General features: G+C 39.7%; 15 protein-coding genes. 9 read left to right on the plus strand and 6 right to left on the minus strand.

Translation table 11 applies throughout. The annotated features are described in order from the left end of the window. Position 1 precedes the first annotated feature (1 nt). The 7 genes from MKY71_RS04085 (at position 2) to MKY71_RS04115 (ending at position 7,220) form a co-directional block, all read left to right on the plus strand. Entirely contained in the window at positions 2-2,176 is a 2,175-nt protein-coding gene (locus MKY71_RS04085; protein WP_340731696.1) for an RNA degradosome polyphosphate kinase, read from the plus strand. Positions 2,177-2,577: 401 nt separating this feature from the next. Then, complete coding sequence (fadH, locus tag MKY71_RS04090; protein ID WP_340731697.1) at positions 2,578-3,345, plus strand: 2,4-dienoyl-CoA reductase; 768 nt, start codon at positions 2,578-2,580, stop codon at positions 3,343-3,345. 37 nt (positions 3,346-3,382) lie between these two features. Beyond that, positions 3,383-3,661, plus strand: coding sequence for a short-chain dehydrogenase (locus tag MKY71_RS04095; protein WP_340731698.1), 279 nt, complete (start codon positions 3,383-3,385; stop codon positions 3,659-3,661). 215 nt (positions 3,662-3,876) lie between these two features. After that, on the plus strand, positions 3,877-4,320 hold the full coding sequence (gene cbpB, locus MKY71_RS04100) for a cyclic-di-AMP-binding protein CbpB (RefSeq protein ID WP_079524871.1): 444 nt from the start codon (positions 3,877-3,879) through the stop codon (positions 4,318-4,320). Between the two features lie 73 nt (positions 4,321-4,393). Next, a complete protein-coding gene (locus tag MKY71_RS04105) occupies positions 4,394-5,293 on the plus strand; it encodes a LysR family transcriptional regulator (protein WP_339197938.1) in 900 nt (299 codons plus the stop codon). Positions 5,294-5,369: 76 nt separating this feature from the next. Continuing rightward, positions 5,370-6,083, plus strand: coding sequence for a 2,3,4,5-tetrahydropyridine-2,6-dicarboxylate N-acetyltransferase (gene dapD / locus MKY71_RS04110; protein ID WP_339175384.1), 714 nt, complete (start codon positions 5,370-5,372; stop codon positions 6,081-6,083). Positions 6,084-6,098: 15 nt separating this feature from the next. Then, a complete protein-coding gene (locus tag MKY71_RS04115; RefSeq protein ID WP_340731699.1) occupies positions 6,099-7,220 on the plus strand; it encodes an N-acetyldiaminopimelate deacetylase in 1,122 nt (373 codons plus the stop codon). Between the two features lie 47 nt (positions 7,221-7,267). Here MKY71_RS04115 and MKY71_RS04120 read toward each other — a convergent pair whose 3' ends face one another. Then, complete coding sequence (locus tag MKY71_RS04120) at positions 7,268-8,455, minus strand: MFS transporter (RefSeq protein WP_339175387.1); 1,188 nt, start codon at positions 8,453-8,455, stop codon at positions 7,268-7,270. Positions 8,456-8,670: 215 nt separating this feature from the next. Here MKY71_RS04120 and MKY71_RS04125 point away from each other — a divergent pair, with 215 nt between their 5' ends. Beyond that, a complete protein-coding gene (locus MKY71_RS04125) occupies positions 8,671-9,132 on the plus strand; it encodes an 8-oxo-dGTP diphosphatase (protein WP_340731700.1) in 462 nt (153 codons plus the stop codon). Between the two features lie 222 nt (positions 9,133-9,354). Here the strand turns inward: MKY71_RS04125 and MKY71_RS04130 are convergent, their stop codons facing one another. Genes MKY71_RS04130 through MKY71_RS04150 form a run of 5 tightly spaced genes read right to left on the minus strand, consistent with a single transcriptional unit; the run spans position 9,355 to position 13,683 of the window. Beyond that, entirely contained in the window at positions 9,355-10,431 is a 1,077-nt protein-coding gene (locus tag MKY71_RS04130) for an ABC transporter substrate-binding protein (RefSeq protein ID WP_339197946.1), read from the minus strand. Further along, positions 10,428-11,228, minus strand: coding sequence for an ABC transporter permease (locus MKY71_RS04135; RefSeq protein ID WP_339197949.1), 801 nt, complete (start codon positions 11,226-11,228; stop codon positions 10,428-10,430). The genes MKY71_RS04130 and MKY71_RS04135 overlap by 4 nt, the downstream gene beginning before the upstream one ends. Then, a complete protein-coding gene (locus tag MKY71_RS04140; RefSeq protein ID WP_339175391.1) occupies positions 11,228-12,031 on the minus strand; it encodes an ABC transporter permease in 804 nt (267 codons plus the stop codon). The genes MKY71_RS04135 and MKY71_RS04140 overlap by 1 nt, the downstream gene beginning before the upstream one ends. Next, positions 12,024-13,127: an ABC transporter ATP-binding protein gene (locus MKY71_RS04145; RefSeq protein WP_339176572.1), complete on the minus strand. Its 1,104-nt coding sequence runs from the start codon at positions 13,125-13,127 to the stop codon at positions 12,024-12,026. The genes MKY71_RS04140 and MKY71_RS04145 overlap by 8 nt, the downstream gene beginning before the upstream one ends. Positions 13,128-13,140: 13 nt before the next feature. Next, on the minus strand, positions 13,141-13,683 hold the full coding sequence (locus tag MKY71_RS04150) for a helix-turn-helix domain-containing protein (RefSeq protein ID WP_339175392.1): 543 nt from the start codon (positions 13,681-13,683) through the stop codon (positions 13,141-13,143). A gap of 226 nt (positions 13,684-13,909) precedes the next feature. Here MKY71_RS04150 and MKY71_RS04155 point away from each other — a divergent pair, with 226 nt between their 5' ends. After that, the gene (locus MKY71_RS04155) at positions 13,910-14,338 is read left to right on the plus strand and encodes a TlpA family protein disulfide reductase (RefSeq protein ID WP_339197952.1); all 429 of its coding nucleotides are present in this window, start codon (positions 13,910-13,912) and stop codon (positions 14,336-14,338) included. Positions 14,339-14,384 lie beyond the last annotated feature (46 nt).

Consider the following 14,384-nt stretch of genomic DNA (forward strand, 5'->3'; position numbering starts at 1 on the left):
TATGACAATGAATATGGAAAAGGATCCGATTTTTGATCCGGAGCATGTGGACATTGAAAATAATCCTGATTTTTGCAATGAGCTGCTTGTGGAAATTGCGAAACCCCAGTATTACAATAACCGTGAATTAAGCTGGCTCGCATTTAATGAACGAGTATTGGAAGAAGCGGAAGATACAAACAACCCGTTGTTGGAACGGATGAAGTTTTTGGCAATATTCAGTTCCAATCTGGATGAATTTTTCATGGTACGGGTTGCGGGTTTACAGGACCAAATTCGTGCAGGCTATCATAAGCCGGAAAATAAATCAGGTTTAACTCCAAAAGAACAGCTGGCGAAAATTGCCGAGCGTACACAGGCATTGGTCAGACGCCAAACAGAAGTTTACCGCCATTTAGTGCATGAGCTGTTACCGAAAGAACATGTGCATATCGTTGATTTGAAAATGCTGAATGAGCAAGAAAAAAGTTATATCAATGAATTGTTTGAAGAAACAATCTTTCCTGTACTTACACCAGTTGCGGTAGATGCCTACCGTCCGTTTCCTACATTATTGGGACGTACACTCAACTTGTTTGTCATGCTGGAAAACAACTGTGAGGACACGGATAATTGTATGGATAAAGTAGCAATTGTTCAAGTACCGTCCGTATTGAACCGCTTTATTAAAATACCGTCAAAAGACAAAAAGACGTTATTTGTATTGCTCGAAGATGTTATTTCAAGTAATATTGACCGTTTATTTTTAGGCTATAAAGTAAAATCGACACAAGCATTCCGGTTAACGCGAAATGCGGATTTGACCATCCATGAGGAAGGCGCACAAGACCTGTTAGTGGAAATTGAAAAAGAACTGAAAAAACGTAAATGGGGCGCGGGTTCACGCCTGGAAGTACGTGACGGCGAGATGAATGATGATGTACTGGATTATTTACTGGATGAATTCGAACTTGGGGAGTCCGATGTTTTCAAAATTGACGGCCCGCTCGACTTAACGGCAATGTTCAGTTTTGTAAAAGAGATTTCTGTAGGACGGGAACATCTGGAGTATGAAAGTTTTATACCGCAGCCGCCCCAAGATTTACAATCGGACGAAAATATTTTTGAAAAAGCATTAATCCAGGATATATTTTTCCATCATCCGTACGAGTCATTCGGACCGATTGTCGATTTTATCGCAGAAGCAGCAGAAGACCCAAGTGTATTGGCGATTAAGCAAACGCTATACCGGGTAAGCGGAAATTCGCCGATTATTCAGGCGTTGAAGCAGGCGGCGGAAAACGGTAAACAGGTGACGGTTTTAGTGGAGTTGAAAGCGCGTTTTGACGAGGAAAATAATGTGCATTGGGCAAAAGAGCTTGAACAAGCAGGGTGCCTTGTCATTTATGGCATGAATAATTTAAAAACGCACTCAAAGATTACACTTGTTGTCCGTCGACGGAATGGAAAAATTGAACGCTTTGTACATTTAGGGACCGGCAACTACAATGATGCTACCGCAAAAATCTATACGGATATGGGGATTATTACATCGCATAAGGAGTTTGGTATAGATGCGACAAACTTCTTTAATTATTTAAGCGGTTATACTGACAAACCTGAATTCCATCATATTGTCGTCGCGCCTTTTGATATTCGGGATGAATTCCTCGAGTTAATCGATAAGGAAATAGCGCTACATAAAAAATATGGAAACGGGTTTATCCGGGCAAAAATGAATTCTTTAACCGACAAGGATTTGATGATGAAACTTTATGAGGCGTCGATTGCCGGCGTAAAAATCGAGCTGATTATTCGTGGGATTTGCTGTCTGCGTCCCGGCATCCCGGGAATCTCCGAAAATATAACCGTTTTGAGCATTGTTGGCCGTTTCCTGGAACACTCACGGATTTTCTGGTTCCATCATAACGGTGAGGATAATCTATACTTATCTTCTGCAGATATGATGACACGAAATATGATTAAACGTGTGGAAATACTGTTTCCGATTTATTCCCCGGAAATAAAATATCGGATCCAGCGCATTATGCTGCTCCAAATTAAAGATAATCAAAAAGTACGTATCCAGGACTCCAATGGGAAATACCACTATAAAGAAGGCTCCCACCATGATGAAAGGATTAACAGCCAGGAGATTTTTTTGGCCGAATCACTCGGTCCGATTATCGAAGAATAGTGATTCAGAAAGCTATGGACAAAATGTTCGTAGCTTTTTTTAGTGGTGTGGCGGGGGCGGAAATTTATTAGAAAAATTCAGCAGGATATTAGAACAAAGCAGAGGGTTTTTAGAAAATATGAAGCTGATATTAGAACAAAGTACCAACATTTTAGCACATGTTAAAGATATATTAGAACATCGCAATTTTATTAGAACAAATAAATTTATATTAGATGATTTTCCGTTTTATTAGAAAACCAGAACTGACCCTTCCACTGTAAGTAAGGAAATACGTTATTAATAGAAGAAATAAATGTATAAAACAGAAAAAATAATAAATTAGTATTTATTTCATCTCTATTATAGTAAACTCTATTTATGAATGACTGTTCATTTTATAGACAAAGGGGATGAATAAAATGTTACAAGGCAAAACGATTATCATTACAGGTGGCTCTAGCGGGATGGGTCTAGGTATGGCTAAGCAGTTCGTGAAAGAAGGGGCAAATGTTGTAATCACAGGACGTGATTTGGAACGTTTAGCTGGTGCAAAGAAGGAAATAGAGGAGTTCGGCTCATCAATTGAAACATTTCAGATGGATGTTCGGGAACCGGAACATGCAGATGCAATGGTGGCATTTGCGGCAGAAAAGTTTGGTCAAGTTGACGGATTAGTGAACAATGCCGCAGGGAATTTTTTAGTGCATGCAGAAAAGCTTTCGCCGAACGGATGGAAAGCTGTTATTGATATTGTATTGAATGGAACATTTTACTGTACTTCTGCCATTGGTCGTTATTGGATTGAAAATGGTATGAAAGGTTCGATTATTAACATGGTTGCTACATATGCCTGGGGTGCAGGAGCTGGCGTTATTCATTCAGCTGCCGCAAAAGCCGGGGTGCTCTCGCTGACACGTTCGCTTGCGGTTGAATGGGGAGGTCAATATGGAATCCGTGTAAATGCTATAGCACCGGGTCCGATTGAGCGCACAGGCGGGGCAGACAAACTGTGGGAATCTGAAGAGCAAGTGAAGCGTACATTGGATTCTGTACCGTTAAAACGTCTTGGCACACCTGAGGAAATAGCGGATCTAGCGGTATTTATGTTATCGGATAAAGCAAGTTATTTAAACGGAGAATGCATTACTTTAGATGGCGGACAGTGGTTAAATCAGCACCCGTTCTAACTTATAATGATATAAAAAAGGAATAAATTCCAGATGATTGCTGCATACTATCGCTAACTGTAAAAAGGAGGCGATTACAATCGGAATATGGCTATATCCAACAATTTTCGTTGTCATCCTATTATGTTTTATAGGCTATTATTTGACGGTACGTGTCGGACATAATATTGAAGGCAGCGGTCAGGAACGTGATTCGGAAGTGCCTGAAGAAATTCAGGAGCATCCTTTTCTGCTTAACCCGATTATTTTATCGTATGTGGTTTTTGGCACATTTACAGGTATCATTATTTTCTATTACTGGGCAAGGGGTTACTGAAATTAATGCATAATGGGACGAATATTCTCGTCTTATTATGCTTTTTCTTTTGCAATCATAGGCGCTTTCATAGTCATAAAAATGAACGATATGGTATGATAGAGATTAGAGAAACTGTTTTGTCGAAAGACAGGGCAAAGAATAACGGCAGTAAATATTAAGTTTATTTTAGTATGGTGCTGCCCGTTATTAGCGGGATAAAGGAGTAGAATGTCATGATTTCAACGAACAACAGAGCTTTACTAGATATGCCGATAAAGGATTTTATTATTTCATCTGAGAAGGTTGCCCATGTACAAAGTGGCAATAACGCTGAACATGCATTATTAGTTTTAACAAAAACGGGGTATTCTTCTATTCCGGTTCTGGATGTAAAGTATCGGCTAAAAGGTTTGTTAAGTACCAAAATGATAACGGAGTCTATTTTAGGTTTAGAGCGAATTGAATATGATAGATTAGCAGACATTCGTGTGGATGAGGTCATGAATCAGGAAGTAGTGTATTTAAAAATAACGGATACATTCCAACGTGCACTCGATTTAGTAATTAACCACGCCTTTTTATGTGTAGTCGATGAAGAAGGTACATTTGTCGGTATTATGACGCGCAGAATTATTTTAAAACAATTAAAAAAATATATTTACCAGCAAAACGCTTAAAATAAAAGTCGACAAAGTCCTAATGGGATTTTGTCGTTTTTTTAACCGTTTGTTCGGAAAGGAAGGGTTGTCAGTGACAGCAACAGAAGCAGAGATTATTAAAGTGTTGGCAGAAGAGAGAAATATGCGAAAAGCGGCAGAGCGCCTTTTTTTAACACAGCCAGCACTGTCACAGCGACTTCAATCAATTGAAAAAGAATGGGGCGTACAATTATTTATTCGTTCCCAAAAAGGGTTAACACCAACGCCCGCAGGGGAGCTGGTTATTCAATACTCGAATGATCTGATCGTTAAGCGGGAAGAAATTTTTGAAACGATCCACTCGTTGAATACAAAAGTGCACGGTACTTTAAAAATTGCCTGTGCATCGATTGTCGGCCAAAATTGGCTGCCGAAAGTGTTAAAAGACTATGTAACGAAATATCCGGATACGAAAATTTCGTTAATTACTGGATGGAGCTCAGAAATCATAAAAGCGCTTTATGATGGGGAGGCACACATCGGTATTGTTCGTGGACAGGCAGAATGGAAAGGGAAAAAAATTCATTTGTTCCGAGACACGATGTATTTAGTAGATAAAGAAATCCAGGATATGGAAGATATCTTGACATCCGACCGCCCGTTTATCCAATTTAAAAGCGATTCGAATTATTATCAGGAGATTCAGCAATGGTGGCAACGTCATTTCAACTACAATCCGAAACATCAGATCATCGTAGATCAGATTGAAACATGCAAGCAAATGGCTGTAAATGGGATCGGCTATGCAATTTTACCTTCAATTACGTTGAACGGCGAAGAAAATGTTCATAAAATTCCTTTGGCCAACAATGAAAATGATGACGGGTTAACACGGGATACTTGGCTGATCGGCTATGAATCGACATTCGAATTACGCCAAGTGGAGGCTTTTGTCGATTTAGTGCAAGATCATGCACGCTGCCTGTATGATTATTCAAGTGAAACCAACTAAAAAAATAGTTTTAATATTACTGAAAATTTAGTACAATTATTCCTGTTAAAAAATCTAACACGCAGCGAGGTGTCATATGGAAAAATTAAATGCACAACAAATCATTGATTTTATTTCAGAAGCAAAAAAGGTAACACCAGTAAAAGTTTATGTAAAAGGAATTGGTGTTGCGGATTTATCATTTGGTGCCGAAAGCAAAGTGTTTGGTGAAGGTAATCATGCGGTAGTTTTTGGAGAATGGACTGAAATTGAAGCATCATTAAAAAAATACGAAGATCTTATTGAAGACTATGTAGTAGAAAGTGATCGTCGTAATTCGGGCGTACCGCTTTTAGATATGAAAAAAATCAATGCACGAATTGAGCCGGGCGCAATTATCCGTGATCAAGTTACAATCGGTGACAATGCAGTCATTATGATGGGTGCCATTATTAATATTGGTGCAGAAATCGGCGCAAAAACAATGATTGATATGGGCGCGGTATTAGGTGGTCGTGCAACAGTAGGGGATAACTGCCATATTGGTGCAGGAACTGTTCTTGCAGGGGTAGTAGAACCACCGAGTGCATTACCGGTTGTAGTAGAAGATGATGTAGTTATTGGTGCAAATGCCGTTGTACTGGAAGGTGTTCGTATCGGTAAAGGTGCAGTAGTAGCAGCCGGAGCAATCGTTATTAAAGACGTTGAGCCATACACAGTCGTTGCAGGTGTACCAGCTCGTCAAATCAAAGTATTGGATGAAAAAACAAAATCGAAAACAGAAATTATCGATTCACTGCGTAATTTATAAAAAGGCGGGAACGACATGAGGCATCTTATTGAAGTAAGACGAGACCTACATAAGATTCCTGAAGTAGGCTTTAATGAATTTAAAACACAGAGCTATTTACTCCAATTTATTTCAAATCTCGATCAGCAGCATTTGCAAATAACAACTTGGAATACAGGAATTGTTGTATTTATAAAAGGTACGAACCCGTCCAAGCTGATTGGCTGGCGTGCTGATATAGATGCACTTCCTGTACAAGAAGAGACGGGATTGCCGTTCGAATCGGAGTATGCCGGTTTTATGCATGCTTGCGGTCATGATTGCCATATGTCGATTGCACTTGGGCTTGTGGAGGCATTTTCCATCCAGCCGCCAGTTCAAAATGTCGTTGTTTATTTCCAGCCTGCTGAGGAAGGTCCAGGCGGGGCAGAGCCAATGCTCGAATGGTTAAAAGCAGAGCAGCCACATCTTGTTGCAGATGAACTCTATGCATTACACATCGCGCCGGAATATCCGGTTGGTACGATTGCAACAAGACCAGGGCTTCTGTTTGCCAATACTTCCGAGCTGTTTATTGACTTGAAAGGAATTGGCGGTCATGCAGCCTATCCGCACAAAACAAGGGATATGACAGTTGCTGCGGCCAATCTAGTGATGCAACTGCAAACTATTATTAGCCGTAATGTCGATCCAATGGATAGTGCTGTTATTACTATCGGGAAAATGACTTCTGGTACAGTTCAAAATGTCATCGCGGAAAATGCGCGACTTGAAGGAACGATTCGTACGTTGAATGCAGAGGCGATGGCCGAAGTGAAACGTCGTATCGAAGCAATCTGCAAAGGAATTGAAGCCTCATTCGAATGCGCCATCGCTATTGATTACGGTTCAATGTATTATGAGGTTAATAATGATGCGGATTGTGCGAATGCGCTTCTGGAGTATGCCGAACGGTTCGAAGGGACAACTGCTTATGAATGTCCTGCTGCAATGACAGGTGAAGACTTCGGTTATTTCATCAAGGATTTGCCAGGGGCGATGTTCTGGACGGGAGCCAATTCAGATTACGGACTTCACCATGCTAAAATGGCACCGGACGAGTCGCTCATTCCTCTAAATTGCCGCTTCGTCGAACAATTTATCCGACAGCTTGTTTAAACATACAAAAAGCTATCCAATTTTAATTTTGGATAGCTTTTTTTGATTTATGAAGTGGCTTTCATTAAATGAGGTGCTCTTTTGACTGTCCATAAATACGCAAGCGTGAAACAGCTGACGAGGACACATGTACCTAAAATATAAGGAGAGTTCGGATTCCAGTCGAATAGGACACCTGCAAGTGCAGGTCCGAACATATTGCCAAGACTCATATAAGCATTGTTCATACCGGCTGCGAACCCTTGTTCATTGCCAGCAAGCTTTGAAATAAGTGTATTTACCGCTGGACGAATAAATGTTGTGGCAATCGAGAACAGTGTAGCGACAACTAAAATGATGAAGAAGCCACTAATGTAAATAACGAGCAGCATCATGGCAGCCGCCAATAATAAGTTTACTAAAATAACCTTCATTTCCCCGAAACGCTTAAACAATTTATTCACAACAAACATTTGCAGCACTACCCCCGCAAACCCGCCGACTGTTAAAATAATGGCAATTTCTGATGGGGTATAGCCAAATTTATGGTCCAAATAAAGCGTTAACGTTGCCTGGAAATTGGCAATACCAAAACTGAATGTGAAGACGATAATTAAAAAGATAAAATAGGAGGTCTTCACAGATTTGACCATTTGCCTGAACAGTTTTTCACGCGGTGCAATTGTTTCCCGAATGTTTTTAATATTAGGTAAATAAATAGCGGACAGAATTGCGGCCATATATGCTACAGTTCCAGCTAAAAAGAAAGGGAATGTCAAATTTACTTCAGATAAGAATCCGCCAACACCCGGTCCAATCATAAAGCCTAATGACATTGCTGCACCGATCATGCCCATTCCTTTACCGCGCTCTTCATACGTTGTAATATCGGCTACAAAAGCCATAATTGGTGCCATAATAAATGCAGCGCCCGTTCCGCTTAAAAAACGTGCTAAAAATAATACCCATACTTCCGTAGCGAGACCGAATAAAATTTGGGAAGATCCATACACGATCAGCCCGCCGATAATGAACATTTTCCGGCCATGGCGGTCCGACAAATCACCGGCAACCGGAGAGAACAGAAACTGTGCGAGTGCGAAGCCGGCAATTAAAAAACCGAGGACTTGTCCACCGACACCAAATACTTGCAAATAGGCAGGCATAACAGGAACAATAATCCCGATACCGCCCATTGTAATGAACATGTTAAACATTAATAAATAAAGCGCTAACTTATTGGATTTTTCTGTCATACAATGCCAGCCTTCCTGTTTAGATATTTCGACACTAGAAATATATATTTATATTAAATATCATACTCTAAAAATTTTAAAATTGCATTTATTCATGTCAAATCTTAGTAAAGAATTTATTAGTCCGGAGCATTTCTATGCGATAATTGAATTGTTAAATATACTTAGATAGAGAATCCAGTAAACTGTAGCTTTTGGTGAAAGGGGAGATAAGGATGAATTATAAGTTTTGGACTGTCGTCATGATACAAAAAGAGGATAAAGTATTGTTACTCAACCGGCAGCATGATCATTTCAAAGGATATATTCCGCCGGGTGGCAAAGTGGATTTTCCCGAAGGCTTTGCTGAAGGTGCAAAAAGGGAAGTAAAAGAAGAGACAGGGCTGGAAGTACAGTCTTTAGTGTTTAAAGGAATTTCCCATTACACGAACCCGGAACGGCTCGATCACTTTATTATTTATAATTATTGGACGGATGATTTTACGGGGGAGGTTTTAGACTCCTGTACAGAAGGGGAACTGGAATGGGTGAAAATAAGCGAGGCCAAATATTACCCGATGCAGGAGGACATTCAAGTACGATTTGATTTATTCTTCGAGCCGGGGACATTTGAAATCCATACTATGTGGGATGAACAAAATAATAAAATCGACAAGCGTATCATACATAAACTATAAAAAAAGCGTGACCAAATTTGTTGGCCACGCTTTCGTAAAGTTAAGGAAATTATAGATTCTGGCATTATGGATAGCTTTTAAATAAAATGTTATTTGCGTCCAGGCTAAAGCGCCAGCCCCTCGGTCATTTCAATCGCGCCGTCGAAAGTGGTGAAACGTTTACTTTCTAGTCGTGTCTCCAATGCCTGTCGGGGCTGAACGGGCGCTTTAGCATTTTTGTTCTTATTTCAAGCTCATTTTAAATTCTAGGAAGTATTCGTTGTATTTGCCCAGCCATTCAAGGCCAAGGTTTTCGTAAACTTCCAATTTTTCACGCTGGTCATGTGGCGGGTAGAAACGCTCATCGTTAATAACTTCCTCGTCCATCAGTTCCCAAGCGGCTTCATTTGGTGTTGAATAGCCGACATAGTCTGCATTTTGCGCAGCATTTTCAGGATCAAGCATAAAGTTGATAAATTTATGGGCACCTTCGATATTTTGAGAAGTTTTCGGAATAACCATATTATCGAACCATAAGTTAGAGCCTTCTTGCGGTACGGCAAATTCCAGTTCCTCATTTTCCCACATCATATCTGCGGCCTGACCGGAGAACGTTAATGCTACTGATGCTTCATTATTAATCATAAGCGGTGTAATTTCATCACCGATAATCGCTTTAATATTTGGTGAAAGTTCAATTAAGTGATCTGTCGCTTTACGCAATAAGTCCTCATTTTTCACATTAAGTGACTCGCCGATAGAGTTCAGCCCCATTCCGACTACTTCACGGGAGCCATCGACTAGAAATACTTTTCGTTTCAATGAAGGATCCCATAAGTCATCCCAAGATTCAAACGTTAGATGGTCATCGATTAAATTCGGATTATAGACAATGCCAACTGTTCCCCAGAAATAAGGGATTGAGTATTCATTGTCAGGATCGAACGGTAAATCCAAAAAGTCTTCATTAATATTTTGCAGATTTGGCACTAAGTTATGATCGATCGGAATAAGCAGGTTATCATCTTTCATTGATTCAATCGTGTATTCGGAAGGGACCGCAATATCATAGGCAGAGCCACCTTGCTGTACTTTCGTCAACATCGCTTCGTTTGAATCGAATGTTTCATACGTTACTTTAATTCCTGTTTCTTCTTCAAACTTATCGATTAATTCCGGGTCGATATATTCACCCCAGTTATAAACCGTTAATGTATCTTTACTACCTGCAGAACCGGCTGATTGCATACGGTCAACTGTAAAAAACAACAGGGCACATACAATGACAATAGCAGCCGTTGCTTGAACTAATTCTCTCATCGTTGTCCCCCCGTTGCTACTGATTTTGAACGTTTGTTAATAAAGTAGTATCCGATAACGATTAATACCGTTACAGCAAATACTAATCCTGAAATAGCATTGATTGTTAATGAAATACCGGCACGGGCCATTGAGTAAATTTCTACGGATAATGTACTGAAGCCATTTCCGGTTACGAAAAATGTAACTGCAAAGTCATCGAGTGAATACGTCAATGCCATAAAGAAACCGGCGAAAATTCCTGGTGAAATGTACGGTAAAATAACACGTGTCAAAACATCGCGTTTCGTTGCACCTAAGTCTCGTGCAGCATCAATCAGCGAAGTGTTCATTTCAAGCAATTTCGGTAAAACCATAAGCACAACAATCGGTACACTGAACGCAACATGCGATACAAGTACTGAAGCAAATCCCAGCTTTACACCGATCATTGTGAATAAAATCAAAAAGCTTGCCCCGATTACAACATCTGGAGAAACAATCAAAACATTATTTAACGAAAGCAATGTATTGCGCATCTTTTTATCTTTCAATGAAACAATACCGATAGCCCCAAGCGTTCCGATAATCGTTGCGATTAAACCTGATAATAGGGCAACGAGTACGGTATTCAGCAAAATGATAATTAATCTTGAATCTTCAAATACAGCCGCATAGTGCTCAAGTGTGAATGACTCGAAATTATTCATGCTGCCGCCACTGTTAAAGGAGTAGAAAATTAAATAAAATATTGGTGCGTAAAGGATCGCAAATACGAAAAGTAAATATACTTTCGACATAGCGGACAACTTTTTCATCAGACACGTCCTCCTTTAGATTTTTGTCTCGTGAACAGCATTGTGAGCACCATGAATAAAATTAAGAACACGGCAATTGTCGAACCCATACCCCAGTTTTGCGAAACAAGGAATTGCTGCTCGATCGCCGTACCTAAAGTAATAACCTGGTTTCCGGCAATTAAACGTGTGATCATAAACAGCGATAATGCCGGAATGAACGTTACTTGAATACCTGCTTTTACGCCGTCGATTGTCAGCGGGAAAATGACACGTCGGAAAGTTGTCCATGCATTTGCCCCTAAATCGCGAGATGCGTAAATAAGTGAAGGATTCATTTTGTCCAATGAGTTGAAAATCGGAATAATCATAAACGGAATGAAAATATAAACCGATACAAATACGAAACTAAAGTCCGTAAACAAAATTTGTTTTGGATCAAAACCGAATACTTCAATCATTGCATTGATCGGGCCGTACAAACCGAAAATACCAATGAATGCATATGTTTTTAGCAGCAGGTTAATCCAAGAAGGAATAATGATCAGCATAAGCCATAACTGTTTATGCTTCGTTTTAGTCAGTAAGTAAGCAGTAGGGTAGGCAAATATTAAAGTAAATAATGTAATTAAAAATGCATACCAGAAACTGCTCAACGTCATTTTCAAATAAACCGGTGTAAAGAACTTCGCATAGTTGGCCAATGTAAAGTTCCCGTTTAGATCAAGAACTGAATAATAGACGATTAACGCAATTGGTGCGATAACGAATAAGATTATCCAAAAAACGTAGGGGATTAACGGTCCTTTAGCTGTTTTATTCATGCTCTTCATCCCCATACGCTTCTAAACGTTTATCGAAATCTTCTTCCGTTTCGTTTAAACGCATTACGTGAATTGCTTCCGGATCAAAGTCCAATCCGATTTCAGCGCCAACTTCCGCTTTCTTCAATGAGTGGACAAGCCATTCATTGCCGTCTTTATCATATGTCGATAGTTCGTAGTGCACACCGCGGAACAGCTGTGTATCGACTGTTACGATCAGTTTGCCTTTTTCAGGTGTTGTAATTTCCAGGTCTTCCGGACGAATGACAATATCAATTTTTTCGTTTCGCTTCATTCCGGCATCGACACATTCAAACTCTTTTCCTGCAAATTTTACACGGTAGTCTTCAATCATAATACCGTCCACAATATTCGATTCACCGATAAAGTCTGCAACAAAACGGTTAATCGGCTCATCGTAAATATCAACAGGTGTACCCGATTGCTTAATTTCACCTTGGGAAAGGACAAAGATTTCATCACTCATTGCAAGTGCTTCTTCCTGGTCATGAGTAACAAATATAAATGTTTTACCAAGACGCTGCTGCAGTTCCCGAAGTTCGTACTGCATTTCTGTACGTAATTTTAAATCAAGCGCAGATAAAGGCTCATCAAGTAAAATCACGTCCGGATCATTGACGATGGCACGGGCAATCGCAACACGCTGACGCTGACCACCAGACATTTCCGAAATTTCCCGGCTGCCGTAGCCTGCCAAGTTAACGAACTTCAATGCTTCCTGTACACGTTCTTTTACTTCTGCTTCTTTTACTTTTTTGATTCGTAAGCCGAATGCCACGTTTTCAAAAACATTCAAGTGAGGGAAGAGTGCATAATCCTGGAATACTGTATTTACTTGACGTTCATTTGCAGGAACATCGTTAATTCGTTTTCCGTTGAAGAAAACATCTCCTGTAGAGGCGTCGGTAAACCCGGCGATTATACGTAAAATCGTTGTTTTCCCGCATCCGGATGGTCCGAGTAATGTGTAGAATTTCCCTCGTTCCAATTCAAAGTTAATATTTTTTAAAACTACTGTTCCGTCATCATATGATTTTGTGACATTCTCAAAGCGAATAATCGTGTTATCCATTATGCATCCTCCTAATTTATAAATATGATTGTGTCGCGACAAGGAGCAATTTTGTTATGCCACTGTGCGCATTGAAAATTTGATGGTTGGAAGATGCTTCGTAATATACGGCATCACCTTCACTGGCGATATATTCTTCATTGCCAAGAACGACACGGATTCGTCCGTTTTGAACATAGATGAACGTTTCTGCCAGGGATGGCTCAAATGCTTTAAATTCTGCATCTTTTTGCAATGTAATGAAAACCGGCTCCATTTCCTTTTCATTTGAGGTAGGAATAAGCCATTCGATTTCATATTTTTTATCCTGATCAATAAAACATGTTTGTTCATTTTTCGTGAAGACAATTTTTTCGTTCTGTTGCGTGTCATCAAAAAAATCTCGTGGCGTACACCCGAGAACTTCCAGCAAGTTAAACAATGTTTCTATGGAAGGGGAATTTAAGTCGCGTTCTAATTGGGAAATATAGCCTTTCGTTAAATCGGTACGTTCCCCGAGCTCTTCCTGGGTAAGCCCTTTTTTTATGCGAAGGGCTTTAATTTTTGAACCAATTTGCATATAGTCACACCCCTTATATTTTTCGCTCAATAGTTTACTGTTTATAAACCTTGAGTAAGGAAGTTTACTTTTACATTACTTTAAGTTTACGAAAGCACTAATAATTATACATAATTCATATGTATTTTCAAGGGTCTTGTCCAAATATATATTGATATATGTCTTGGGGCATTTGAATGGTACCGAAAAAACCGTCATTACATATGTTACAACGAGGTGAATATAAATGAGGATTCGAACAATGATGCCATCGTTGAGTGGCGCGACGAAAATATTGAATCGGGAGAATACTTACGAAGAAAATGCGAAAGCAACATTGGTTTATTTCTGGTCAATGAGCTGTTCGGAATGTGCCCATTCCATCAAAAATCTGAAGGAACTGGAACGTATATTTGGGGATCGGTTAACGGTTCATGCGATTCATATGCCAAGAGAAGAATCGGATTATTCAGAAGAACTTGTGAAAGAGAAAATAAAGCAACTCGGTTTAATATACCCTGTTTACCTTGATAACGAACTAAAAATAAGCGACAGGTTTGGAAACAAGTTCGTACCTGCTTACTATATATTTGATCAACAGCAGCAATTGCGCTTTTTTAAAGCGGGCTATTTTGCATTGAAATTACTGCAGCAGAAAATAGAACGCATAATTTAATGACAATAGCTGTTTTGATACGGTAAACTAGTGGCAACTGGATGTT

Source organism: Solibacillus sp. FSL W7-1324, assembly GCF_038008025.1.
Classification (GTDB): Bacteria; Bacillota; Bacilli; order Bacillales_A; family Planococcaceae; genus Solibacillus.

Bases quoted from the DNA above. Each gene is read 5' to 3' on its own strand.
- MKY71_RS04085 (WP_340731696.1), top strand. From the start codon at position 2: ATGACAATGAATATGGAAAAGGATCCGATTTTTGATCCGGAGCATGTG.
- fadH (WP_340731697.1), top strand. From the start codon at position 2,578: ATGTTACAAGGCAAAACGATTATCATTACAGGTGGCTCTAGCGGGATG.
- cbpB (WP_079524871.1), top strand. From the start codon at position 3,877: ATGATTTCAACGAACAACAGAGCTTTACTAGATATGCCGATAAAGGAT.
- dapD (WP_339175384.1), top strand. From the start codon at position 5,370: ATGGAAAAATTAAATGCACAACAAATCATTGATTTTATTTCAGAAGCA.
- MKY71_RS04115 (WP_340731699.1), top strand. From the start codon at position 6,099: ATGAGGCATCTTATTGAAGTAAGACGAGACCTACATAAGATTCCTGAA.
- MKY71_RS04120 (WP_339175387.1), bottom strand. From the start codon at position 8,455: ATGACAGAAAAATCCAATAAGTTAGCGCTTTATTTATTAATGTTTAAC.
- MKY71_RS04125 (WP_340731700.1), top strand. From the start codon at position 8,671: ATGAATTATAAGTTTTGGACTGTCGTCATGATACAAAAAGAGGATAAA.
- MKY71_RS04130 (WP_339197946.1), bottom strand. From the start codon at position 10,431: ATGAGAGAATTAGTTCAAGCAACGGCTGCTATTGTCATTGTATGTGCC.
- MKY71_RS04135 (WP_339197949.1), bottom strand. From the start codon at position 11,228: ATGAAAAAGTTGTCCGCTATGTCGAAAGTATATTTACTTTTCGTATTT.
- MKY71_RS04140 (WP_339175391.1), bottom strand. From the start codon at position 12,031: ATGAATAAAACAGCTAAAGGACCGTTAATCCCCTACGTTTTTTGGATA.
- MKY71_RS04150 (WP_339175392.1), bottom strand. From the start codon at position 13,683: ATGCAAATTGGTTCAAAAATTAAAGCCCTTCGCATAAAAAAAGGGCTT.
- MKY71_RS04155 (WP_339197952.1), top strand. From the start codon at position 13,910: ATGAGGATTCGAACAATGATGCCATCGTTGAGTGGCGCGACGAAAATA.